The sequence below is a fragment of the Tundrisphaera macrotermitis genome (assembly GCF_051175315.1).
Lineage (GTDB): Bacteria > Planctomycetota > Planctomycetia > Isosphaerales > Isosphaeraceae > Tundrisphaera.
Genome location: NZ_CP195100.1, coordinates 3,789,707 through 3,811,626, shown reverse-complemented (window position 1 = coordinate 3,811,626; position 21,920 = coordinate 3,789,707). Strand labels below are relative to the sequence as shown.

23 protein-coding genes are annotated in these 21,920 nt (G+C 67.5%); 11 read left to right on the top strand and 12 right to left on the bottom strand.

What is annotated here, in order from left to right; genetic code table 11:
* Nucleotide 1 precedes the first annotated feature (1 nt).
* Complete coding sequence (locus TA3x_RS15365) at nucleotides 2-2,041, top strand: substrate-binding domain-containing protein (protein WP_435015532.1); 2,040 nt, start codon at nucleotides 2-4, stop codon at nucleotides 2,039-2,041.
* A gap of 102 nt (nucleotides 2,042-2,143) precedes the next feature.
* On the opposite strand, the gene metG is transcribed toward TA3x_RS15365, so the two are convergent.
* The 4 genes from metG to TA3x_RS15345 form a co-directional block, all read right to left on the bottom strand.
* Nucleotides 2,144-2,497 carry a methionine--tRNA ligase subunit beta gene (metG, locus tag TA3x_RS15360; protein WP_435022372.1) on the bottom strand — a complete coding sequence of 118 codons (354 nt, stop codon included), beginning with the start codon at nucleotides 2,495-2,497 and terminating at the stop codon, nucleotides 2,144-2,146.
* A 35-nt stretch (nucleotides 2,498-2,532) separates the two neighbouring features.
* The gene (locus TA3x_RS15355) at nucleotides 2,533-2,883 is read right to left on the bottom strand and encodes an Mpo1-like protein (protein WP_435015531.1); all 351 of its coding nucleotides are present in this window, start codon (nucleotides 2,881-2,883) and stop codon (nucleotides 2,533-2,535) included.
* Nucleotides 2,884-2,910: 27 nt separating this feature from the next.
* A complete protein-coding gene (locus tag TA3x_RS15350) occupies nucleotides 2,911-4,509 on the bottom strand; it encodes a multiheme c-type cytochrome (protein ID WP_435015530.1) in 1,599 nt (532 codons plus the stop codon).
* 97 nt (nucleotides 4,510-4,606) lie between these two features.
* Nucleotides 4,607-5,731: a DUF1573 domain-containing protein gene (locus tag TA3x_RS15345; protein WP_435015529.1), complete on the bottom strand. Its 1,125-nt coding sequence runs from the start codon at nucleotides 5,729-5,731 to the stop codon at nucleotides 4,607-4,609.
* Nucleotides 5,732-6,024: 293 nt separating this feature from the next.
* Here TA3x_RS15345 and TA3x_RS15340 point away from each other — a divergent pair, with 293 nt between their 5' ends.
* From TA3x_RS15340 to hemW, 3 genes are read left to right on the top strand one after another with little or no spacing between them, the layout of a single operon-like run.
* A complete protein-coding gene (locus TA3x_RS15340; RefSeq protein WP_435015528.1) occupies nucleotides 6,025-6,423 on the top strand; it encodes an RNA recognition motif domain-containing protein in 399 nt (132 codons plus the stop codon).
* Between the two features lie 4 nt (nucleotides 6,424-6,427).
* A complete protein-coding gene (locus TA3x_RS15335; protein ID WP_435015527.1) occupies nucleotides 6,428-6,670 on the top strand; it encodes a NifU family protein in 243 nt (80 codons plus the stop codon).
* A complete protein-coding gene (gene hemW, locus TA3x_RS15330) occupies nucleotides 6,667-7,821 on the top strand; it encodes a radical SAM family heme chaperone HemW (RefSeq protein WP_435015526.1) in 1,155 nt (384 codons plus the stop codon). The genes TA3x_RS15335 and hemW overlap by 4 nt, the downstream gene beginning before the upstream one ends.
* Here hemW and mscL read toward each other — a convergent pair.
* Nucleotides 7,783-8,259: a large conductance mechanosensitive channel protein MscL gene (gene mscL / locus TA3x_RS15325; RefSeq protein ID WP_435015525.1), complete on the bottom strand. Its 477-nt coding sequence runs from the start codon at nucleotides 8,257-8,259 to the stop codon at nucleotides 7,783-7,785. The genes hemW and mscL overlap by 39 nt on opposite strands.
* Nucleotides 8,260-8,327: 68 nt before the next feature.
* On the bottom strand, nucleotides 8,328-9,218 hold the full coding sequence (locus TA3x_RS15320; RefSeq protein ID WP_435015524.1) for a ParB/RepB/Spo0J family partition protein: 891 nt from the start codon (nucleotides 9,216-9,218) through the stop codon (nucleotides 8,328-8,330).
* A 152-nt stretch (nucleotides 9,219-9,370) separates the two neighbouring features.
* On the opposite strand from TA3x_RS15320, the gene TA3x_RS15315 reads away from it, so the two are divergent.
* Nucleotides 9,371-10,255 (top strand): SDR family oxidoreductase, encoded by an 885-nt coding sequence (locus TA3x_RS15315; RefSeq protein ID WP_435015523.1) that lies wholly within the window; start codon nucleotides 9,371-9,373, stop codon nucleotides 10,253-10,255.
* Between the two features lie 4 nt (nucleotides 10,256-10,259).
* Here TA3x_RS15315 and TA3x_RS15310 read toward each other — a convergent pair whose 3' ends face one another.
* The gene (locus tag TA3x_RS15310; RefSeq protein ID WP_435015522.1) at nucleotides 10,260-11,231 is read right to left on the bottom strand and encodes a YihY/virulence factor BrkB family protein; all 972 of its coding nucleotides are present in this window, start codon (nucleotides 11,229-11,231) and stop codon (nucleotides 10,260-10,262) included.
* A gap of 172 nt (nucleotides 11,232-11,403) precedes the next feature.
* Between TA3x_RS15310 and TA3x_RS15305 the strand changes: the two genes are divergently transcribed.
* Complete coding sequence (locus TA3x_RS15305; RefSeq protein WP_435015521.1) at nucleotides 11,404-11,964, top strand: DUF2231 domain-containing protein; 561 nt, start codon at nucleotides 11,404-11,406, stop codon at nucleotides 11,962-11,964.
* Between the two features lie 62 nt (nucleotides 11,965-12,026).
* Here the strand turns inward: TA3x_RS15305 and TA3x_RS15300 are convergent, their stop codons facing one another.
* The 3 genes from TA3x_RS15300 to TA3x_RS15290 form a co-directional block, all read right to left on the bottom strand.
* Nucleotides 12,027-12,884 (bottom strand): alpha/beta hydrolase, encoded by an 858-nt coding sequence (locus tag TA3x_RS15300; protein ID WP_435015520.1) that lies wholly within the window; start codon nucleotides 12,882-12,884, stop codon nucleotides 12,027-12,029.
* 10 nt (nucleotides 12,885-12,894) lie between these two features.
* On the bottom strand, nucleotides 12,895-13,563 hold the full coding sequence (locus TA3x_RS15295; protein WP_435015519.1) for a class I SAM-dependent methyltransferase: 669 nt from the start codon (nucleotides 13,561-13,563) through the stop codon (nucleotides 12,895-12,897).
* A 100-nt stretch (nucleotides 13,564-13,663) separates the two neighbouring features.
* Entirely contained in the window at nucleotides 13,664-14,503 is an 840-nt protein-coding gene (locus TA3x_RS15290) for a sugar phosphate isomerase/epimerase family protein (RefSeq protein ID WP_435015518.1), read from the bottom strand.
* Between the two features lie 246 nt (nucleotides 14,504-14,749).
* On the opposite strand from TA3x_RS15290, the gene TA3x_RS15285 reads away from it, so the two are divergent.
* Nucleotides 14,750-15,337, top strand: coding sequence for an FHA domain-containing protein (locus TA3x_RS15285; protein WP_435015517.1), 588 nt, complete (start codon nucleotides 14,750-14,752; stop codon nucleotides 15,335-15,337).
* A gap of 62 nt (nucleotides 15,338-15,399) precedes the next feature.
* Nucleotides 15,400-15,858 (top strand): hypothetical protein, encoded by a 459-nt coding sequence (locus tag TA3x_RS15280; protein WP_435015516.1) that lies wholly within the window; start codon nucleotides 15,400-15,402, stop codon nucleotides 15,856-15,858.
* A gap of 270 nt (nucleotides 15,859-16,128) precedes the next feature.
* On the opposite strand, the gene TA3x_RS15275 is transcribed toward TA3x_RS15280, so the two are convergent.
* Nucleotides 16,129-16,491, bottom strand: coding sequence for a GlsB/YeaQ/YmgE family stress response membrane protein (locus tag TA3x_RS15275; RefSeq protein ID WP_435015515.1), 363 nt, complete (start codon nucleotides 16,489-16,491; stop codon nucleotides 16,129-16,131).
* A gap of 215 nt (nucleotides 16,492-16,706) precedes the next feature.
* Nucleotides 16,707-17,558 (bottom strand): hypothetical protein, encoded by an 852-nt coding sequence (locus TA3x_RS15270; protein ID WP_435015514.1) that lies wholly within the window; start codon nucleotides 17,556-17,558, stop codon nucleotides 16,707-16,709.
* 282 nt (nucleotides 17,559-17,840) lie between these two features.
* On the opposite strand from TA3x_RS15270, the gene TA3x_RS15265 reads away from it, so the two are divergent.
* From TA3x_RS15265 to TA3x_RS15255, 3 genes are read left to right on the top strand one after another with little or no spacing between them, the layout of a single operon-like run.
* Nucleotides 17,841-19,532 carry a sensor histidine kinase gene (locus TA3x_RS15265; RefSeq protein ID WP_435015513.1) on the top strand — a complete coding sequence of 564 codons (1,692 nt, stop codon included), beginning with the start codon at nucleotides 17,841-17,843 and terminating at the stop codon, nucleotides 19,530-19,532.
* Nucleotides 19,514-19,963, top strand: a complete 450-nt coding sequence (locus TA3x_RS15260) for a response regulator (RefSeq protein ID WP_435015512.1) — start codon at nucleotides 19,514-19,516, stop codon at nucleotides 19,961-19,963. The genes TA3x_RS15265 and TA3x_RS15260 overlap by 19 nt, the downstream gene beginning before the upstream one ends.
* Nucleotides 19,947-21,914, top strand: a complete 1,968-nt coding sequence (locus TA3x_RS15255; RefSeq protein ID WP_435015511.1) for a response regulator — start codon at nucleotides 19,947-19,949, stop codon at nucleotides 21,912-21,914. Before TA3x_RS15260 ends, TA3x_RS15255 begins: the two co-directional genes overlap by 17 nt.
* Nucleotides 21,915-21,920 lie beyond the last annotated feature (6 nt).

Genomic DNA, 21,920 nt, shown 5'->3' with positions numbered 1-21,920 from the left:
CGTGCAACCGGCCCGACTGATCCTGATCGCCCTGATCGGCCTGGAAATCCTGGCGTTTGGCGCCATCGGGACCAACTTCCTCACCGCCCGCAATGGCTTCGAGATCGCCCGGCTCAATGTCGAGGTGGCCTTGCTCGCCGTATCCCTGACGCCGGTCATCATCGGCGGCGGGATCGACCTGTCCGTCGGCTCGCTCATGGGCCTGGCGGCGATCGTATTCGGCCTCCTCTGGCGCGACCTCGGCGTGCCGATCCCGGTGGCCGCCCTCCTGGCGGTGGGGATGTCCGGCCTGGCCGGGGGCCTCAACGGCTGGCTCATCACCCGGTTGCGGATCCCGCCCCTGATCGTGACCTTGGGTTCGTTTTCCCTGTTCCGGGGCCTGGCCGAAGGGCTCACCGGCGGGACCGATAACGTCACCCAGTTCCCCGATTCGTTCCTGTTCCTGGGCCAGGGCTACGGGCCCGGCGGCATCCCGGCCCAGTTGCCGATCTTCGTGGCGGTGGTTCTGGCTTACTGGGTTTTGCTCCACCGCTCGACGGTGGGGCGATCCTGGGTGGCGATCGGCTTCTCTCCGGACGGGGCTCGTTATGCCGGGCTCCCCGTCGATCGGCGGATCGCGCTGACCTACGTCCTGTCGGGCCTGACCTCCGGGCTGGCCGCGATCCTTTATGTGTCCCGCTTGGGCCAGGCCAAGGCCGACGCCGGGACCGGCTATGAACTGTCGGCGATCACCGCCGTCGTGCTGGGCGGGACGTCGATCTTCGGCGGCCGGGGGAGCATCTTCGGCACCCTGCTGGGGGTGATCGCCATCGCCCTGATGCAGAACGGCCTCCGCCTGGCCGCCCTGCCCGCCGAGTTCGCCGGCATCCTGACCGGTGCCCTTCTGCTGGTCGCGATCGGCCTGGACCGTCGCCCCTCCCGCGCCCGTGCCCCCCTCCCCGATCCTGACCACGATTCCGAGGAGTTCATCGTGAAGAACGGGCAAGTCGCCGCGCTCTGCCTGGCGATCCTGGCGGCCGGCCTGCTGGTCGCCGCGACCAACGTCTACCTGATCCAGTCGACCCATCAGACTTCGATGCCGGCCGCGACGGCCGACCGGGTCGGCTCGAACCCCGCGAACCCCACGGCCTCCGGCAAGCGCCTGACCGTGGCGATGATGCCCAAGAGCAAGGGGAATGCCTACTTCATCGCGTGCCGCAAGGGGGCCGAGGAGGCCGCGAAGGAGCTGGACATCGACCTGATCTGGGACGGGCCGACCGAGCCGGACCCGGCCAAGCAGAACGAGGTCATCGACGCCTGGATCACCCGGGGCGTGGACGTGATCGCCGTGGCGGTCGAGAACCGCGAGGGGATCTCCTCGGTCCTCAGCAAGGCCCGGGCGAAGGGGATCAAGGTCGTCACCTGGGACGCCGACGCCGACCCCTCGGCGCGCGACTTCTTCGTCAATCAGGCCACGCCCGAGGGGATCGGCGACGCCCTGATGGACAATGCCGCGCGGGTGCTGGGCAACAAGGGCCAGTTCGCCATCATCACCGCCAATCTCACCGCCTCGAACATGATCACCTGGCAGAAGGCGATCGAGGCCCGCCGCGCCGCGAAATATCCCGAGATCACGATGGCCGCCCTCCGCCCCTGCGACGACCTCCAGAAGAAGGCGTTCGACGAGACCAACACCCTGCTCAGCGCCAACCCGGACATCAAGCTGATCATGGCCATCTGCACGCCCGCCGTCCCCGGCGCCGCAGAGGCGATCAAGCAGGCCCGGCGTGATGACGTGAAGGTCGTCGGCCTCGGCCTGCCCAACGACAACAAGCCCTACGTCCACGCCGGGATCACCGACTGCCTGATCCTCTGGAAGACGGCCGACCTCGGCTACCTCGCCGTCCACGCCGCGCAGGCCGTCCACGCCGGGACGCTCAAGCCCGGCTCGACCGAGATCACGGCCGGCCGCCTCGGCACCGTCGCCATTGCCGGAGACAACATCCTTCTGGGGAAGCCGTTCGCCTTCACCAGGGACAACATCGACCAGTTCGACTTTTAAAAGGCATTCGTTTCAGTAGCATGGATTCGCCCCGACTCGATGCGCGGCCGCCATTGTCTCAGGAGCGGCCGAGCATCCGAGTAGCAAGGCTTCGGCCGGGTCTTACTTGATCTTCGCCCCCGGGACGCATTCCGGGTCGTCGACGGTCAGGAGGATGACCTTGGCCTCGGAGGAGGCGGCCAGGAGCATGCCGTTGGAGGCCTCGCCGCGGAGCATGGCGGGGGCGAGGTTGTTGACGATGATGATCGACTTGCCCACGAGCTGCTCGGGCGTGTAATGGAGGCGGATGCCGGCCACGATCTGCTTGGGGGACTCCTCGCCGATGTCCACCAGCAGGAGCATCAGCTTGTCGGCGTTGGGGTGCGGGCGGGCTTCCAGGACCTTCGCGACCCGGAGTTCAATCTTGGCGAAGTCGTCGTACGTGATCGCGTCGGCCATCGTCTTCCCTTCATGGATCTTCGGAGAACGTCGCCCGTTCGGGCCTCGATAGCTTACCGCGATCGCGACCCGGTCGCCAGGCGGGCGATGCCGCCGCCGAGGCCGCGGATCACCGCCCAGGCCATCACGAACGGCGTGCTCGGGTGCTTCAGGATCGTCGGCTGGTTGCGCTCGAACAGGAAGTGGCCGGAGAACATGAAGAAGTAGGCGCCCAGCACCAACCCCACCGACCAGAGCGGGTGGAATGGCAGCAGCAAGACCGCCGCGGCGCACATCGGCCAGCCCACGCCGACGTGGAGGAAGTGATTGACCGGGTGCTGGTGATCCTTGCGATACTTGGCCACGAAGCGGTCGAGCTTCGACCCGGCGGGGGCGGCGACTTCGGCGACGGCGGCGTCGGGCATCGGGAATTCCTTTCCGGTACGGTCGGGTCAGCGTGCGGGCTGGGCCGGTGCGTCGGCCGTCTTGGCGGCGGCCGGGGCGACGCCCTGGTGCACCTTGGGGTCGTCGTACTTGTCGAGGCCCTTGTGGGCGATGACCGGGTAGCGGCCGCCGAAGGTGAAGTTGTGGTCGTTGTCCTCATCGTGGCAGCGGATGCACAGGCCGTTGCGGTCGGCCGACTCGGCGGTCCGGGCCATCGGCTTGCGGTAGGCGGGATTGTCGGGCTCGGCGATGTGGAACGAGGCCGGCCCGTGGCAATTCTCGCACTGATTCCCCTTCAGCAGGGGCGTCGCGTCGGCCGAAACCCAGCCGGTGTTGAAGCCGAAGCCGGTGGTGTGGCAGCTGATGCACTCGGCATCGAACTCGCGGTTCCGCTTCGGGTTCTTGAGCAGGGCTTCGTAGGCATGGGCATGCTTGGACGCGGCCCACTTGCTGAACGTGTTGGGATGGCACGTCTTGCAGCTCTCGGCCCCGACATAGGAGGCGCCCGTCGGGGCTTCCACGTTGGGGCGGCGCGGGAAGTTCTCGACCACGCCGACCGAGCGGAGCACGCTCTGGTACTCCTCGTCGATCAGGGCCCGCATCGGCTCGGCCTCGCGGTAGCGGTTGCCGAGGGCCTGGCGGTGGTACTTGAATCGGGGCGTCGAGTCGGGGAAGACGCCGACCAAACCGACATATTTCCCCTTCTTGCCGACCTCGATCAGCATGGTCTTGCCGTCGTTGAGCATCGTCGGCTTGGTGTCGATCGGGTCGACGAACTTCGAGGTGGAGACGACGATGTCGAAGCCCGGGAACTTCTCGCCCAGGCGTTTGGCCTCCTCGGGCGGCCCCTGGACCAGGAGGATGCGGACCTGCGACTCCTTGGTCAGCCGGTCGAGGACGGCGGGCAGGACCTCGTCGGGGGGCTTGAGGGTGAGCAGTCCCTCCTTGTCGGGGTCGGGCAAGGCGGCGAAGGCGGCCGGGTCGAGGACGGCGGTGATGCCCAGCTTTACCGGGCCGGCCTCGGCGAACGACACGTCGCGGATCGTCTCTTCGAACCCTTCGGCCGGCTTGACGTTGGCCGCCAGGAACCGGGGCTCCTTGGTGTTGAGGAGCTGGCCGAGCAGTTCCATCACGCCGAGCTTCAGGTCCTCGGGGCCGAGGGCCACGGCGTCGTACTTCATCGACGCGAGGGCCTTCAGGGCGATGCCGAACTTGACCTTCTCCTGCTCGAATCCGCCCCGGGCGCTGCCGGGGTTGTGGATCAGGTTGCCCAGGTCGATCGAGGCGACCGGCCAGTGCTGGGCGTGGAGCTTGTCGAGGAGGTCGTAGCGCCGGCCCAGGCCGCCTTGCTGGCCGTCGGTGCAGCCGCAGGGCTGGAGATAGCCGTCCTGCTCGCCGGAGATCAGGATGATGCAGGCCGGCTGGGGCGACCACCAGTCGGCGAGTTGCTTGGTCGGCCCGCCGGGCTTCGCTTCGGATTCGGTGGCAGTCGTGGTCGGCGAGCCGGCGGGGTCGGGGGACGCGTCCCGTCGGGTGCAGCCGACGTAGAGGAGGACCGCCGCCACCAGGCCGACGGCGGCCACGGGCCGGATCGAGGAATGCGTCATCGTCATCCTTTCCGGGGGCGAGGGGGGCGGAGGGCGGGGCATCCTGCCCGCGCCGCGGAACGGACGTCCCGCCCCGATCGGTGCGAGATCCGGGCGGTCAGTTGGACGACCGCACCAGGATGTCGACGGGGACCTTGACCTCGGAAGCGTTGGGATTGTCGGTGGAAAGGACGATCTCGCCCTTGATCTTGCCCGCCGGGGAGGAGGGCTCGACCGAGACGGTCATCCGGTATTTGGAGTTCTTGCCGGTCTCGGCCTGGCCGACCGGCTCGATCGCCACGCCGACGTGATCGGGCTTCTTGGCGACGGTGAATTTGGTCTGGGATTGACCGCGGCACCAGAGCGTCAGGTCGATCGAGCCGCCGTCGCGCGTGGTGGCATTGTGCAGGATCGCGCCGCTGGCCGGGGTGACGATGATCGGCCCCTCGGTCTTCCCCAGGACCGTGAATCGGACCTCCTTCCGGAGCGGATGGTCGGTCTCGATCATGATCTCCTCGGCGAATGCGCCCAGGTGCGGGGTCGGCAGGAGGGTCACCTGGACCGAATGCCCCGCCGTCGCCTTCAGGGTCTCGCATTCTTCCTTGCTCAGGGCGCCGGCCTCGACCTTGAGCCGATCCGGGTTCGACGACACCAGCCGGACGATCTTGAAGTCGGGGCGGTCGCCGGAGAACAGGGCGACCCGATTGGTGTGCGGCTGCTCGTTGCTGACGCTGCCGAAGTTGATCGAGGATTCCCCGGGTACGGTGACGATCGCCGGCTGGACCGTGCCTTCCACGGTCAGGACGATCTCGGGCCGATTCGGGTCGTTGGTGCCGATCGTGGCCGACTGCCGATACGAGCCGTTGTTCTGCTTGGTCTGCCAGGTCAGGTCGATCGGGCCGGACTGGCCGGGCTCGATGATGATGAACTTCTCGGAGTTCTTGCCGAGCTGGGCGAGCGTGCACGAGCAGGTCGAGGACAGGGTCCGGAGTTCCAGCGGCCCGGGCCCGTCGTTGCGGAAGACCCAGGTATGTTTTCCGTCCTGATTCTGGGCCATGTGCCCGAAGTTGTGGGTCAGGCTCCCATCGACATTCAGGGCGGGTGCGGGGCCATCCGGGCGGGACGAAGGGGCGGCGATCCCGGGCTTGCGGAGGCCGGCATCGGCCGTCAGCAGCGGGACCGCGACGGTCGCGGCCGCGGAGATCCCGGCGACGACCACGATCAACAGGATCCAGGATTTCATGGACGCGACTCCGGCGGGGCGTGCGGTCGAGGGCCAACCCGTCCCGGGACGGGGCCTGGGTCGATGAAGATGGGATGACAACCCGCGGGTGGTGCCGCTCGAATACGCTTGATTCTACGTCCAGATCTGGATTTTGGTCAAGCGATCACGCCCGCCCCGGAAATCCGCCCGGGGTCGGCCTGGTGTTCGGTTGTCGGCTGCCCTCGGGACGCGATAAGATGAGGGGACCAGATCCCGGGCCACGCCGCACGAAAGACGTGGCCGATCGGCCGAGAAGAAGCAGGGCGAAAGCGATGGCGAAACGGCTCTATGTCGGCAACCTGTCTTACTCCGTGACCTCCGAAGATCTCCAGGAGCTCTTCGAGCAGTACGGTATCGTGCGATCGGCCCAGGTGCTCATCGATCGCGAGACGAACCGCAGCCGAGGCTTCGGTTTCGTCGAGATGGACGACGATGCGGAGGCCAACACCGCCATCGAGCAGCTGGATGGCACCGAGCACGGCGGCCGCCGGCTCAACGTCAATGAGGCCAAGCCGCGCACGCCCGGCGGCGGCGGTGGACCTCGCGGCGGGTACGGCGGTGGTGGTGGTGGCTACGGCGGCGGCGGGTATGGTGGCGGCGGTGGCGGCGGATATGGTGGCGGCGGAGGCGGGGGGTATGGTGGCGGCGGCGGGTACGGCGGGGGATATTGATCCGATGGGCGATGACGACTTGCGAGGGCGGATCGAGGCCGCGCTCGACGCGCATGTTCGGCCCGGCCTCCATGCCGACGGCGGGGACGTCGAGGTGGTCGGCGTGGATCCCGACCGGATCGTCCAGGTCCGGATGGTCGGCGCCTGCCAGTCTTGCCCCTCGTCGGTCATGACGTGGGTCATGGGGATCGAGGCGACCCTCAAGGCCCACGTCCCCGAGATCCGCTTTCTCGAAGCCGTCGTATGAGGCCGGGTCCGGGGGCCGACCCGTGGATCTGGCCGCGTGCCGCCTACGTCCACATCCCATTTTGCGCCCACAAGTGCGGGTATTGCGACTTCGCCTCGCTGGCCGGTTCCGACCACCTGGCCGATCGCTACCTCGATGCCCTGGGACGCGAACTCGACGCGATCGGGCCTCCCCAGGACGTCGACACCATCTTCGTCGGCGGCGGCACCCCGACCCGGCTCGATGCCCGGCAGCTCAAACGCATGTTGGCGATGGTGCGTCGCCAGTTTCGCCTCTCCGATGGCGGGGAATGGACCGTGGAGGCCAACCCCGGCACCCTGGATGCCGAGAAGGCGGACGTCCTCGCGGCCGGCGGTGTGAACCGCGTCAGCCTGGGGGCGCAGTCGTTCCGGCCCGAATCGCTGCGGGTCCTCGAACGGAACCACGACCCCGAGGAGGTCCCCCGCGCCCTCGACCTGATCCGCCCCCGATTCCCGTTCTGGTCCTTCGACCTGATCTTCGGCGTGCCGGGTTCGACGCCGGCCGACTGGGCGGCCGACCTGGACCGGGCCCTCGAACTCGGCCCGTCGCACCTGTCCTGCTACGGGCTGGTCTTCGAGAAGGGGACCGCCCTGTGGAAGCAGCAGGCGGCGGGGCTGGTCCGCGAGGTGGATGAGGAGGTCGAGCGGGCGATGTACGACCACACCATCGACCGCCTCGCCGCCGCCGGGTTGTCGATGTACGAGATTTCGAACTTCGCCCGGCCGGGCCACGAATCCCGGCATAACCTGGTCTACTGGGCCAATGATGCCTATTTCGGGGTCGGCCTGGGCGCAGCCCGCTATGTCGGCGGGGTCCGGTCGTCGAACACCCGCGACATGACCGCCTATCTCAAGCGGATCGAAGAAGGGTTGCCCATGATCGGGCCGACCGAGACCCTCGACGCCGAGGCCCGGGCCCGCGAGACGGCCGTGCTGATGCTCCGCCGGGTCCGCACGGGGATCGAGCGTCCCGACTTCCTCCGACGCACCGGGATCGATTTCGATGCGCTGGCCGGTCCCGCCCTGCCCCGGCATGTCGGGAACGGGCTGCTCGAAGACGATGGCCACCGCGTCCGGTTGACCCGCGACGGCCTATTCCTGGCCGACACGGTGCTGTGCGACCTGCTCTGAGCCGCGATCCCGGAGGAGGTCCCGGATTTCGATCAGCAGTTCCTGGTCCTTGGTCAGGGCGGGCGTGGCCACGACCTCTTCCTTCTTCGTCCTCATGATGAAGCCCAGGAACTTGACGATGAAGAAGAACAGGGCGGCGGCCACGATCAGGAAGTTGACGATATCGGCGAGGAACAGGCCGAAGTGGATCGGCTTGCCCCTCAGCATGACGGTCCAATCCTGATACTTGGCGGTGCCCGGAGTCAGGATCGAGACGACCGGCATCAGGATGTTATCGACGAGCGACTTGACGATCGTCCCGAACGCCCCGCCGATGATTACGCCGACGGCCAGGTCGACCACGTTCCCTTTGAAGGCGAACCCCTTGAACTCCTCGAACAGGGACGTGGCCGCCTTGGTGGGATTCTCGGGCAGGTGGAATTTGCCGAGCTTGCTCATCTCCGGGCTCCTCGATCGCGGTGAGGCGTGGGCGTCGTTCCCCATCCCCGCCTGCAATCCAGGGGCCATTATCCTTTGCGGAGCAGGTCGGCCTGCGCGGCCAGCTTGAGCGCGGAGGTCTGGAACAGGGTGCGGGCGTTCGGCCCGGCCGTGCGGTACGCCTCGGCGAAGCCTTCGGACTGGGTCCAGGCGATGACCTCGTTGACCTGGTTGGTCATCAGGTTGAGCATCTCCTCGATGCTCGGCGCGGCGGTGGCCACGGGCGGGGCCAGCGCCATCACCTTGGCATCGGCGGTGTCCCAGGGGGGGGCGGGATAGGATCCGGGGCCGTCCTGGTTCACGGGGGGCATCGGGTCGACGGTGTCGTCCCAGCCGATCGGATCGGCCTCGCTCCGGCCGCGATCGCGTGGGTCTTCCTGGCCGCCGCCCATCCGGTCGCGCGGCAGGTGCTCGTTGGGGTCGCGAGGCAGGCTCGTGGCCGGGTAGACCTTGCCGTCGGCGCCGACCCGCGAGGCCGAGGCGGCGAGCTGGCCGGAGTCGACCAGGTTCTTGCGGACCCGGCCGACGAGGTCGCGCCCCGCCCCCAGGTCCTCGGCGAGTCGCCGGTCGGACCAGTCGGGGTGGAGCCGGATCTTCACCTCGACCGCCCTCCTCCGCTCGGCGCGGGTCCAGGGGAGGCCGTGGAAGGCATTGATCCCGGACACGAAGTCGAGGGCATCGGCCATCGTGCCTTCGCGGACTTCGGCCGGGATCGTCCGCCGCGACAACCTCATGGCGGCGGCGTGGCGATGGAACCCGTCGGCCAGGAGCCATTGCCCCTCGACCTCGAAGACCGTCACCGGGGGCATCCGTTCCCAGGCATCGGCGTATCGTTCGACGGCGAACTCGTCGAGCCGGTCACGGAGGTTCAGATTGGGGTCGAGCACCAGGTCTTCGACCGGAACATCGCGAATCTCCATCCTCGCCTCCGTCGGCGTCATCGCCCCCAGGGTCCATCCTCCCCCATCATCGGACGACCATTCCGGCGGACATCAATTACGCTTCGATTGTCGGGGCTCGACGCTGAGGGTTAGACTCGTCACGCGGCCTGGCGAAGTTCCGACGGGGGGCGATGACGATGCGGGTGCTGGTGACGGGCGCGAGCGGGCAGTTGGGGGCCTACGTGATCGGTCCCCTCCGGGCGGAAGGGCATGAGGTCGTCGGCTGGAGTGGGTCGGAATCGGCTCGTCGGGACGGCCTGGACCTCGCCCCGATCGACCTGCGCGATCCGGCTTCGATCGTCCGTTCCCTGGATGAGGCCGCGCCGGACGTCGTGCTCCATCTCGCGGCCCTCAGCGCCGCCGAGGCGGTGAGGCGCGACCCGGAGACGGCCCGCGCCGTGAATGTTGAGGCGACCCGGCGGATCGCCCTCTGGTGTGCCGATCGCGGACGCCGGGTGGTCTTCACCTCCACCGACCTGGTTTTCGATGGCTCCCGCGCCTGGAATCGCGAGGACGACCCGACCGGGCCGGTCCTTGCGTATGGTTGCACCAAGGCCGAGGCCGAGGCGGCGATCCTGGGAACATCCCACGGGCTGGTCGCCCGCGTCAGCCTGCTCTATGGGCCGTCGCGTTGCGGCCGTCCCTACTTCTTCGACCGGGCCATCTCGGCGCTCCGGGCCGGCACGCCGCAGTCGTTCTTCGCCGATGAACACCGGACCCCGCTCGACCTGGGGACAGCCGGGGCGATCCTCGCCCGACTGGCGGGTTCGGCGGCCACCGGGGTCATCCACGTCGCGGGGGCGGAGCGTGTCAGCCGGTTCGACCTGATGCGCAGGGCCGCCTCCGCCCTGTCGATCGACCCCGAGCTGGTCAGGCCGGGGCTCCGGGCCGACGCCCCGGCGGCGGAGCCTCGCCCCGCCGACGTGTCGCTCGATACGTCGCGACTGTCCGCCCTGTTCCCGGACCTGGCGCGGCCGACGATCGAGGAGGCCCTGCGAGGCGGGGCCTCTCGTTGACGGATCAGGGGTTCGCGGGCACCGGCTCCATCTTGGTGAAGTCGGGCGGCTCGGTGGGGTTCGACCGCTGGCCGAAGTTCTTGCCGAGCGGGGACGCGTCCTCGATGATCTTGTTGATCTGGCCGGCCGTCAGAAGCACGAGGCTGGAGATCCAGAACCAGAACAAGAGGACCATCACGCCGCCCAGCGGACCATACGCCTTGTCGTAGTCGGCGAAGTGCTCCACGTAGAGCCGGAACAGGAGGGTGACGCCGATGAAGGCCAGGCTCCCCAGGATGCTCCCGGGGGTGATCCACTCCCACCTCTGGTCCGAATCCGGGGCGACGTAGAACGCCAGCGCGAAGCTCATCAGCACCATCAATTCGACCACGAGATACTGGACGACGGTGGCGATATTCGCCTGGATTTCCGACAATCCGAGCCATTTCAGGATCATCGGGCCGCCGACGATGACCACCAGCGATCCGACCAGGATCAACGCCTGGATCAGCGTCATGATGATCGCGATGATCCGGAGCTTGATGATGTTCCGACGCTCCTTGATCCCATAGATGCGATTCATGGCGTCGATGACCGCCACGAACAGGCTCGATGCCAGCCAGAGGGTGATGGCCAGGCCGATGGACAACAGCCCGACGGGCGGCTCCTTCTGGAGTCGCGTGATCTGCTCGACCATGACGGACGAGGCTTCATCCGGGAAGGACTGCTTGAGCCGATTTTGAAGCTCTTCGACCGTGAGGTTCGCCACCCCGCTGGCCGCCTCCGAGCCCCCGGTCAGGTCCGGCAGGAGCTGGACGGCCAGGGCCAGGACGAGGCCGATGAACGGGACGAGCGCCAGCATGGCATAGAAGGCCACCCCGGCCGCGCGCGTCTGGATCTCGTTCTGATTGATCTTCTGCCAGGTTCGAATCATCAGCTCGCGCGCGCTGAGCCCGCCGAAGTTCCACGCGGCCTTCAATCGCAAGGGTGGGAACACGAGGCGCCGCCTCCATGAACAGGAAAACTCGATGGCCCGGGATGGCCGGCCTGACGGAGGCCATCAGCCGCATCCCGCGTGCCACCGGCATGGCGTTCGCTTGCTGGAAAATCGAAAGGCCCGCCGCGACCGCCCTCGGCGGCGGGATCCGACCGTTCCCGAGGATGACATCATGAGCAATCCGATCGAGCTTGCCATCGACGCGGTCCATCAGCTGATGGGCCACAGCCCGCACCCGGCCATCGTCACCGTCCCCCTGGGCGCCTGGACGGTCAGCAACGTGTGCGATGGGCTGGCCGTCGCCACGGGCCGGGATGAATTCGACGACGCGGCCAGCATCAGCATGGCGGTCGGCCTCGTCGGCGCCGCCGGCGCGGTGGTGACCGGCCTCCGCGATTATAGCCACATCCCCCAGGACCGCCCGAGCCACGAGGTGGCCACGGCCCACGGCCTGACCAATGCCGTCGCCGTCAGCCTTGTCGCGGCCAGTTACATCCTGAGGAGCCGAGACCGGGCCGCCGGGCGCCCGACCGGCCTCGGGGCCCGTTTGCTCGGCGTGGCCGGCGGCGGGGCGTCGCTCTATGCCGCATGGCTCGGCGGCAAGCTCGTCGAGGAGATGGGCGAGGGGGTCCAGCCGATGGAGGCTATCCGGGAAGGCATGGAGCATGGGGAGGAAGGCCACGGTCGCCACCGATTGGCCCCCGATTCCCCGCTCGGCCTCGCCCACGGTTGATCGCCCGGGCCGGGGGCCATCGCCCCTCGGCCCCCGACCTTCGACGCCGGTCGCGGCCCGGTTCACACCCGGGCCTCGATCCAGGCCGCCACGTCGGCCACGACACGCTCCCTGCCGATCTCGTTGAAGGGCTCGTGACGCATCTCGGGCTCGATCTGCAGCGTCTTGTCCGACGAGCCCAACTGATTGAAGAACGCCCGGCTCGCCGCAGGGTCGATGATCGGGTCGGCCCCTCCCAGGATCATCAGGGTGGGCAATCTGATCTGATCGGCCCGGCCCAGCATGCCGGTCCCGGCCTCGATCATCCCGAAGAAGAACGAGGGGCCGATTCGCCCGTGGCGCAGCGGGTCGGCGGCCATCGCCGCGATCATGGCCGGATCCTGGGTGTTGCTCAACTCGCGCAGCCCCGTGGAGAGCGTCGCGTTGGGCGCCAGGCGGGAGAGGATGCGTCCCACGGTCTTCTTCCACCGTGGGACCCGCGTCGCGAGCCGGAGCGCGGGATTGGAGAGGATCAGCCCGGCCAGGCCCCGATCCCCGTCCGCGACGACCCGGGCGGCGACCAGCCCGCCGTTCGAGTGCCCGAGCAGGAAGCGGGGGATCCCGGGTCGAAGTTCGGCCGCCCGGCCGAGGGCGGCCAGGAGGTCTGCCTCCAGATCCTGATAGGTCCGGACGACCCCGCGGGGCCCCGCGCTTCGCCCGTGGCCGCGATAGTCGAAGGCCAGGACGTCGACCTGGCTCCTCGTCGCGATCATCTCGGCGACCTGGCGATAGCTCCCGCCGTGCTCGCCGAGGCCGTGCGAGATGGTCAGGATGGCCCGGGGGGCGGGATGGGTCCAGTGCCAGGCCCGGAGAGCGGACCCGTCACCAGAGGGGAAGGCGACGTCGGTCGGGTCCGCGGGACTGGGCTGGGTTCCGGCCATGATCCGTCCTTCAAGTCGGACGACGCCAGGTCCAGGTCCAGTGCCGGTCCGAAGTCATGGCCACCTCCCCCCCCGGCAGTTCGAGGGCATCGACGATGTCGCGGACCTCGTCGAGCGTGAGCGCCGCGCGGAGGGAGTCGCGGAACAGGGCCTTCGCGGCCAGGGTTTCCCCGGCGGCGTGCCTCTCGACGAGGGCGTCCAGCTCGTCTTCATCATCGGGACGGGCCAGGTCGCGGATCAGGAGCGTCCCGCCCGGCGCGACCAGCCTCACCATCTCGATCAGGGCCGGGGCCGGCTCGGGGATATGGTGGACGATCGTGTTGGAGATGACCCCCTCGAACCGCCTGTCCGGGAAGGGCAACGACTTGGCGTCGCCCCGCGCGAACCGGATGCGATCGGCCAGATTGGCGTCGGACACATTGCGGCGTGCAAGGTCGAGCATCGGCCCGGAGAGGTCGACGCCCAGCACGCGGGCGTTGCGATCGGCCCGACAGAGCAGGATCGGCAGCCGGGCCGGCCCGGTCCCGACGTCGAGCACCTCCCCGCCTCGCATCGGGCCGTGCGCGGCGAGGAAGTCGGCGATGAACCGCGAGTTCACGGCCGAATGGTCCATCGCGTCGTAGTCGCGCGCCTCCTCGGGCTTGTCCATCACCTCGGTTTCGAGCACGCGGGGCAGCACGGCGAGACTCCTGGAGGATGGGTCCTGGCCGGGGTGATCGGCACCATGACACCTTCTCTGACTACCTCATCGAAATCGCCCCGGCCCGGCCGACCGGGAATCAGGCGGTCTTGAGCGACTTGACCGCGGCCCGCACCGCATCCAGGCACTTATGGATGTCGGCGATCGGGTCCTTGGGGTTTTCCTCGTACTCGACGGCCAGGCAATACTGGTAGTCGTTCTTGGCCAGGGCCTGGAGCAGCGCGGCCACGCGGAGGTCTCCCTCGCCGAGGATCGTGAAGGTCTTGGCGTCCTTCACATCCTTGAGGTGGACGCCATAGGTCCGCTTGCCGAAGACCTCGACGGCGCGGACCGGGTCCTCGCTGGATCGGAGGAAGTGGCCGGCGTCGACGCAGACCCCCACCAGCTTGTGGTGGTCCTTGATGGCGGCGGCAATCGTGTCGATCTTGGCCCAGCGGTGCCCGGGGCCGTGGTTGTGGATGCCGATGGCGATGTCGTACTCCTCGACCAGCTTGTCGAGGCTGTCGAACGCGTCGGGCGTGGGGTCGGCCGAGAGGTAATCGACGCCTAATGCCTTGCCGAATTCGAAGATCTTGCGGTTGGCGTCGTGGTCCTTGGTGAAGGCGGAGACGCCGAAGCCGATGACCTTGACCTCCGAGCCGGCGGCCATCTCCTTCGCGGCCGCCGCCTTGGACACGTCGATCGGCGTATGCTTGCTGTACGATTCCCAGTAATGGACCCCGAGATCCTTGGTCTTGGCCAGCGCATCCTGGGCGTTGTACTCGCGGAGCGAATAGCTCTGGAGGCCGACCTTGAACGGCCCGAAGCCATGATCATGGGCGAATGCCGACCGGCCGCCGAGGGCGAGGGCGCCGGCGGCGGCCAACCCGGTGGCCAGGAAATCGCGCCGATTCACGTTCCGAAGGTCGGTGTGCTGCATGTCGGGGTCTCGCTCCGGGTCGGTGCCGTTGCCGTGTGGGGAGATACGGCCGGGGTCCGGCCTGGCCCGAGGCTATCCGATGGCCCCGGGCCGATCCAGACCTTCGCGGAAAATCGGGCGGGGTCGCCACGGATCGACGCCTATTGAGGGGACCGTTCGCCATGCATTATCATGGCCGCCGGCCATGCGGGCGTGGTCCGCTTCATCATCCATCCCCCTCCCGCCGCGATCGCGAGGAACTCACCCATGTCAAGCTCCCCGAGACTCCTGGGCGTGCTGAAGCCGATCGGCGGCGGTGACCCGGTCCCGCTCCATCGCGAAACCTTGCTGATCGGCCGTCGGCCGTCCTGCGACGTGTGCCTCGATTTCGAGAACGTGTCGGGCAAGCATTGCGAGCTGCATTACATCAACGGCCAGTGGTACGTCCGGGATCTGGGGAGCCGCAACGGGACGACCGTCAACCGGGTCAAGGTCACGGGCGAGGTCGGGGTCATGCCCGACGTCGAACTGGGGATCGCCACGCACCATTTCACCCTGGACTATGAGCCGGCCGGCCCCTCCGGCGCCCTGGCCGCCGCCCAGATGATGGACGACGACATGGTCGAGACCCGGAAGCGCCGCTCCCTGCTGGAGATGGCGGGCATGGAATCCGAGGATGGGACGAGGCGTCCGGCCCGCCCGGCCCGGCCCGCGCCCCGCGAGGAACGGCCATCCGCCGTGGAGACGGACTTCGACGATCCGCTGGCCGATCACCTGCCCAGCAAGGCCCCGCTCCCGCTGGCCGACGCCACCGACGACGACTTCTTCAAGATGATCCAGGGCGACCTCGGCTGAATCCCGATCGGCCGAGGCCGTACCCGGGCCGACTTCGTGCGGTATCACCGGAGGAACGATCGATGTCGAAGTCGAGCCGAGGGATCGATGCCCTGGCCAGCGGGTTGGCCGGCGCCGTGGCCCTGACCGCCATCCACGAGGTGGCGCGTCGGGTCGTCCCCGATCCCCCTCGCATGGACGTGCTGGGACGTCGCGGCTTGCGACGGGTGATGAGGGCCGCCGGACTCACCCCGCCCAGCGAGCCCGAGGCCCAGGGGATCGCCCTCGTCGGCGACCTGGCCACCAATGGGCTTGCCTATTCCCTGGTCGGCCTGGGGCCTGCGGGGTCGGCCCCGGCCCGGGGCGCTGCCATCGGCGCGGCGCTGGGCGTCGGAGCGCTGGTGCTCCCGCCCGTGCTCGGGCTCGGGCCTTCTCCTTCCGACCTCAAGCCCCGGACCGCGTGGATGACATTTGCCTGGTACTTCGCCGGGGGTCTGGTCGCTGGCGGTGTCTACCGTGGGCTCAGGGCTCCCCGCCAGTAAATCTCTCGACGTGCAGCCTTTCGTCGAAATCAACAGGATCGCCCTGCCCGGTGGCCTCCTCTGATCGCCAATCGTCTCGATCCGGGTAAACGACGGTAACACGACGATCACCGTACCCGAACCGTTGGATGCGGGTGGGGTACGGTGATCGAGGGTGTCATCGTCGCGGGCTCGCGGCGGATCATCGCGGCGAGCCCTCGGATCGAATCTTCGCAAGGGGAAGAAAGGTCGCCAGGAGGACGACGGCCGGTGAGACGCTAGCTTTCGGGATCAGCCGTTGGGCCCGCGCGAAAGATCGTCGAAAACGGCTTTTTTGTAGTCGCTCGTGGTGCTGGTGCCGGTCAGCGAGGGATCGCTCGCGGACGGCCCGGCGATGGCGGCACGCTTCGTCGTGAAATTATAGAGCATCAGGAGCAGGAGCGACCCGCCGATGGCGGTCATCCATCCGTAAAGGCCGCGATTGTCCATCCCGGTGAATCGGCCGATGTATCCGCCCACCACGGCTCCGGCGATCCCGAGGATCATCGTCCAGAGCCAGCTCATGGGGTCGCGACCCGGGTTGATCAACCGGGCGATCGCGCCGGCGATGAGTCCGAAGATCGCATAACCAATCAGATCACCGATACTGCCCATGATCCGCTCCTTGTGTCAGCGCAGGCTGTTTGTTGCAGTGAAAAGAAGTTGTGAAGAAAAGACGTCGTCAGTGCCGTCCGGCCTCGCCGCGATCCGGCGTCGTCCCGGCTCGACGGATCGGGATCCGGTGAGCGGACTGGAAACCCCGCAACCCCTCGGGTCATTGCAGGGTCAGTTTAGGTCATGGAAGGGCGGACGGTTCGCCCCGCGGAGGATCACCGTTCCCACTCGATCGCCCCGTTCGAGCGTAGCATCGCTCGGCCGATCCGCTCCCCGTGAGGATCGAAGACGGTGGCGACCAAGTCCCGGCCCGGGAATTCCCGCTGGGCCCCTTCCAGGACGGAACGGGTCAGTGGCTTGACATCCGAAGGCTTGACCTCCGGGGTGACGCCGATCCACAGGCGTCCATGTTTTTCGAGGTCGGCTTCCACATACCGCAGGTAAGCCTTCCCGGTGGTTTCCGCCCACGAGGCGAATCGACGATCCTTCTCGGTCGTCCCGGGGTGCTCGGAGGACGCCGCCGAGGTGGTGGTCGGGGTCGAAGCGGGCTGATGGGCCGTCGCCGGGCCGTCGCGTTCCACCCGGGTCCGCGTGGCGCCCTCGTTGGCGATCTGGTATCGAACCCCCTCGCCTGGCCGGAATTGGGCCGAGAGGATCGCCGCCCCGGAAGGATCGAAGATTTTCAGGAGGATCGGCTGATCGGGAAAGTCTTTCCTGGCCCCGGACATCAAACTCTTGGTCAGTTCGAGCGTATCATCGGGGGCGACGGATTGATCGATCTGGACATCCATCACTCCCTTACGCTCGATGCAGACGGTCGCGTCCTTGATCATCCCCGCCGAGTGGTCGCGGAGGAACTCGGCGTAGGTCTGGTCGCGTCGCGTATCCCAAGCGACCTTCACCCCGCCCTGCCCGACGGCCCGGGGAGGGTTGGCCGGCGCCGAATCGGCGGGCCGCCGGGCCTCCGTGCGATTGGGGGCGGACGCTTCGGGTGGCCCGGCCATCGGGTTGCACCCGCCGAGCACGGCCAAACAAAGTCCGGCGAGTCCGGCCCATTTACGTCGCATGCTGCCCCTCGCCCGTTGGCCGGTGTGAAACGAGGCGAGGATGCCCCTTTTCGATAGGCTGTGCTAATCAGCAACCTTCGTGCCGAATTGCGAGCATGGCCATTTTCTGCGGGAATGCGAAGGAAAGGACTCCGGCGACGTGGCCCGATCCGGCGGTGGGAGTGGGCATGGCGGGATCGTCTCGGTACACTTGCCACCGATCCGGCCATTGAAAGACGTTTTTTCGCGAATCGCATCGAAACGAACCCGCCCGGGCCACTCCGAGAGGATCGCGGCACCCGCATGCTAGACCGCCTGACGATCTTGAAGAAGGGATTGCTGCTGATCGCCGTCCCGCTCTGCTTCCAGATGGCATTCATCACGATGGTCGCCGTGATGCGGAGGAACGCCGTCTCCGCCGAGGCCTGGATGCTCCATACCAAGGATGTGTTCGTGCAGCGACAGGCGCTCTGGTCGAAGATGATCACCGCCCACGGCTCGTTGCAGGGGTATGTCATCACGCGGGATGCGGCATTCGATCGGCTGACCGTCGATCAGATCCGAGGGGTCGACCAGGAGGCGGCGCGATTGACCCACCTGGTCGCCGACAACCCGGCCCAGAAGGCGAAGGCCGCCGCCATCGAGGCGGAGGTGAATCGGTTCTCCCGGTTCCTCAACGAAGGCGTCTCCCTGCTCCGCGACGGGAAGATGGAGATGGCCCTGGCGATGGAGCGTCGCAAGCATTCTCAGGAGAGCCTCGAACGGATGGACCACCTGCTCTCGAACTTCCTGGAAGAAGAGCAGCGACTCGACCGGATCCGCCACGCCGAACTGGACCAGGCGTGGTCGAGGCTCGACGTCTTGCTGGCCGCGGGCACGATCACCTCGATCCTCTTCTCGCTGCTGCTGGTGTCGCTCTTCGCCAAGAGCATCAGCGGGCGGATCTCGGCCCTCGCCGCCAATGTCCATCGCCTGGGCGAGGGCAAGGCCCTGGCCGCCGCCGTCGGGGGCGACGACGAGATCGCGCGACTTGATCGCGTCTTCCACGAGATGGCCCGGACACTCGATCGGGCCGCCCAGACCGAACGCGAAAATGCCCGGATGACCGCCCTTCGCGCCGAGGAACTGGCGACGCTGAACGATCAGCTCCGGGAGAAGAATCAGGAGAACGAGATGTTCGTCTACAGCGTCTCGCACGACCTCCGCTCCCCGCTCGTGAACCTCCAGGGGTTCAGCAAGGAATTGGGCCTGATCGGCAAGGATCTGCGGTCGACCCTCGACCGGGATGATGTCCCGAGGAACCTGCGAGACCGCGCGATCGGCATGATCGACGTCGACATCAGCGAGTCGATCCAGTTCATCCAGTCGGCCGTGACGCGATTGAGCGGGATCATCGATGCCCTGCTCCGCCTCTCGCGGGCGGGGCGGGTCGAGTATCGGTTCCAGACGACGGATATCGCGGGGATTGTCCGCCGGGTCGTATCGGCCCTGGGCCAGACGATCCAGGAGAAAGGGGCGACCGTCCACGTCGGGGATCTGCCCATGGCCTACGGCGACCCGACCGCGATGGAGCAGGTTTTGGGGAATCTGATCGGCAATGCCTTGAATTACCTGGACCCGGCCCGGCCCGGTGTGATCTCGATCTCCGCCGCACCCGCCCCCCCCGACCATCCCATCGCCCCGCCCGGCACGGTGATCTTCGCCATCCAGGACAATGGCATGGGCATCCCGGACGCCTACAAGTCGAAGGTCTTTTCGGTGTTCCAGCGGCTCCACGGTGACCACGTCAAGGGCGAGGGCATCGGCCTGGCCCTGGTCCGACGCATGGTGGAGCGCCATGGAGGCCGCGTCTGGTTCGAATCGGTGGCCGGCCAGGGGAGCACGTTCTTCGTCGCCTTCCCCGCCGAGCCGGTCTCGTCTCGCGACCCGTCGCCATCGGTGTTATCCTCAGGACTCGGAAGCGAGAAGGAGCAGGAATGTCCATCGAACCCATGACTCTCGTCCTTGCGGAAGACGACGAAGGTCACGCGAACCTGGTCCAGCGCAACCTCCGGCGTGCCGGATTCGTCAATGCGATGGTCCATGTGAAGGACGGCCAGGAGGCCCTGGACTACATCAGGGGCGAGGGGGCCCATGCGAGCCGGACGCTCTCGGACTGGGTCCTCCTGCTCCTCGACATCAACATGCCGAGGATCGACGGGATCGAGGTCCTGAGGCGGATCAAGAACGATCCGCAAACCTCCAAGATCCCCGTCATCATGCTGACGACGACCGACGACCCCCGCGAGGTCGAGCGCTGTTACGACCTGGGATGCAGCGTCTACCTGACCAAGCCGGTGGAATACGAAGGCTTCGTCGAAGCGATCAACCGATTGGGATTGTTCCTGCAAGTCGTCAAGGTGCCACGAAATGGTGGGAGTCATTGACCCACACGGGCGGCCACGGCCTCCCATCGAGTCGCACCGCTCCGAGCTCATCCTTGTGGTCGAGGACGACCCGGGGGTCTCGCGCCTGGAGAGCTTGCGCCTGCGGCGCGCCGGGTACGAGGTGACCTGCGCGGCGACGGCCGAAGAGGCCCGGTTCGTGGTCATGGGCGGCGGCGTGGACCTGATCGTCCTCGATCAGAAGCTCCAGGGGGCCATCAGCGGCCTCGACCTTTATGAGGACCTTCGCCAGGACGGGATCGATCTCCCGGCGATCCTGGTGACGGGCCTGAGCGACGAGGACACGCTGATCCGGGCCATACGCGTGGGACTCCGCGACTTCGTGCCCAAGACGATCGACTACCTCGACGACCTGACCCGCGCCGTCGATCGGGTGATCCAGCAGGTGCGCACCGAGCGGCGGCTGGCCGAATCGGAGGCGCGGCTGGCTGGCGTCACCCTGCTCGCCGAGGCGATCCCCCAGATCGTCTGGACGGCGACCGAGGATGGGCAGATCGATTACATGAATGGGCGTTGGTTCGAGTATAGCGGGTCCTCGCATTCCGACGCGCTGGGCGAGGCCTGGTCCCGGTCGGTTCACCCCGAGGATCGCGATCGCTGGCTCGACCGCTGGGCCGAATCGATCGAGACGGGGCGACTCTTCGAGTGCGAGTATCGCCTTCGGCGTGCCGACGGCGAGTATCGCTGGTTCCTGGGGCGTGCCGAACTCGTCCGCGAGGCTTCGGGCAAGCTCGTCAAGTGGTTCGGCACCTGCACCGACATCGACGACCAGAAGCGGAACGAGCAGGAACTCAAGCAAGCCCACGACCTCGCCGAGAGCGCCAGCCTGGCCAAGGATCAATTCCTGGCCATGCTCAGCCACGAACTCAGGACTCCGCTGACGCCCGTCCTGATGACGGCCGCCGCGGCCCGGGACGACCCCGACACGCCGGAGTTCCTCAGGCCCACGTTCGAGTTGATCCGCCAGAACCTCGAGCTCGAAGCCCGGCTGATCGACGACCTGCTCGACGTGATGAGGATCATCCGGGGCAAGATGCCCTATCATTTCGAACCCGTGGATGCCCATGCCCAGATCCGGCGGGCGATCGAGATCTGCCGAGCCGAGGCCGAGGCGAAGCGGCTCCGCGTCGTCGTGGCACTCGACGCGACCGAGCATCACATCATCGCCGACGCCGCGCGATGGCAGCAGGTCCTCTGGAATCTGATCAAGAATGCGGTGAAATTCACCCCCGCCGAGGGGAGCCTCCTGGTCCGATCCCGGAACGCAGACGGTCGGATCATCATCGACTTCGTCGATTCGGGCATCGGGATCGACCCGGCCCACCTCCCCCACATCTTCAACGCATTCGAGCAGGGGGAGGACGCGACGACCAAGAAATTCGGGGGCCTCGGCCTCGGCCTGGCCATCAGCCGATCCGTCGTCGAAGGGCATGGGGGGCGGATCGTCGCCTCCAGCCCCGGCAAGAATCGGGGGTCCACCTTCACCGTGGAGTTGCCGACTTCGAACATCGCGCCGGCCAGCTCGCACGACTCGGCGGACCACCCCGCCGCGGAGCCCCCCCCGCACCGGCGGATCTTGCTCGTCGAGGACGACGTGATGACCTCCCGGATCATGGCGAAACTGCTTCGCCAGAAGGGGTACACGGTCACCACGGCGAACACCGTCGCCGGCGCCCTCGCCGTCCCGCTGGCGGATTACGACTTCATCGTCAGCGACATCGGCCTGCCCGACGGGTCGGGCCTGGAGCTGATGCGTAACATCCTGCCGCGTCACAACATCCCGGGGATCGCCCTGACCGGCTATGGCATGGAAGAAGACATCCGCCAGAGCCGTGAGGCGGGCTTCATCGCCCACCTCACCAAGCCCCTGGACTTCTCCAAGCTGGATGCCATGATCCGCCGGGTGGCCTCGGAGGCCGGGCCCATCCCGTGACGGGAT

What these genes read in the sequence shown, in the direction of transcription:
- hemW (WP_435015526.1), top strand. Translation starts at nt 6,667, where the DNA reads ATGAGGCCGGGTCCGGGGGCCGACCCGTGGATCTGGCCGCGTGCCGCC.
- TA3x_RS15345 (WP_435015529.1), bottom strand. Translation starts at nt 5,731, where the DNA reads ATGAAATCCTGGATCCTGTTGATCGTGGTCGTCGCCGGGATCTCCGCG.
- TA3x_RS15275 (WP_435015515.1), bottom strand. Translation starts at nt 16,491, where the DNA reads ATGGGCAGTATCGGTGATCTGATTGGTTATGCGATCTTCGGACTCATC.
- TA3x_RS15290 (WP_435015518.1), bottom strand. Translation starts at nt 14,503, where the DNA reads ATGCAGCACACCGACCTTCGGAACGTGAATCGGCGCGATTTCCTGGCC.
- TA3x_RS15320 (WP_435015524.1), bottom strand. Translation starts at nt 9,218, where the DNA reads ATGGAGATTCGCGATGTTCCGGTCGAAGACCTGGTGCTCGACCCCAAT.
- mscL (WP_435015525.1), bottom strand. Translation starts at nt 8,259, where the DNA reads ATGAGCAAGCTCGGCAAATTCCACCTGCCCGAGAATCCCACCAAGGCG.
- TA3x_RS15280 (WP_435015516.1), top strand. Translation starts at nt 15,400, where the DNA reads ATGTCGAAGTCGAGCCGAGGGATCGATGCCCTGGCCAGCGGGTTGGCC.
- TA3x_RS15255 (WP_435015511.1), top strand. Translation starts at nt 19,947, where the DNA reads ATGGTGGGAGTCATTGACCCACACGGGCGGCCACGGCCTCCCATCGAG.
- TA3x_RS15335 (WP_435015527.1), top strand. Translation starts at nt 6,428, where the DNA reads ATGGGCGATGACGACTTGCGAGGGCGGATCGAGGCCGCGCTCGACGCG.
- TA3x_RS15285 (WP_435015517.1), top strand. Translation starts at nt 14,750, where the DNA reads ATGTCAAGCTCCCCGAGACTCCTGGGCGTGCTGAAGCCGATCGGCGGC.
- TA3x_RS15265 (WP_435015513.1), top strand. Translation starts at nt 17,841, where the DNA reads ATGCTAGACCGCCTGACGATCTTGAAGAAGGGATTGCTGCTGATCGCC.
- TA3x_RS15260 (WP_435015512.1), top strand. Translation starts at nt 19,514, where the DNA reads ATGTCCATCGAACCCATGACTCTCGTCCTTGCGGAAGACGACGAAGGT.
- TA3x_RS15315 (WP_435015523.1), top strand. Translation starts at nt 9,371, where the DNA reads ATGACGATGCGGGTGCTGGTGACGGGCGCGAGCGGGCAGTTGGGGGCC.
- TA3x_RS15350 (WP_435015530.1), bottom strand. Translation starts at nt 4,509, where the DNA reads ATGACGCATTCCTCGATCCGGCCCGTGGCCGCCGTCGGCCTGGTGGCG.
- TA3x_RS15305 (WP_435015521.1), top strand. Translation starts at nt 11,404, where the DNA reads ATGAGCAATCCGATCGAGCTTGCCATCGACGCGGTCCATCAGCTGATG.
- TA3x_RS15300 (WP_435015520.1), bottom strand. Translation starts at nt 12,884, where the DNA reads ATGGCCGGAACCCAGCCCAGTCCCGCGGACCCGACCGACGTCGCCTTC.
- TA3x_RS15270 (WP_435015514.1), bottom strand. Translation starts at nt 17,558, where the DNA reads ATGCGACGTAAATGGGCCGGACTCGCCGGACTTTGTTTGGCCGTGCTC.
- TA3x_RS15340 (WP_435015528.1), top strand. Translation starts at nt 6,025, where the DNA reads ATGGCGAAACGGCTCTATGTCGGCAACCTGTCTTACTCCGTGACCTCC.
- TA3x_RS15355 (WP_435015531.1), bottom strand. Translation starts at nt 2,883, where the DNA reads ATGCCCGACGCCGCCGTCGCCGAAGTCGCCGCCCCCGCCGGGTCGAAG.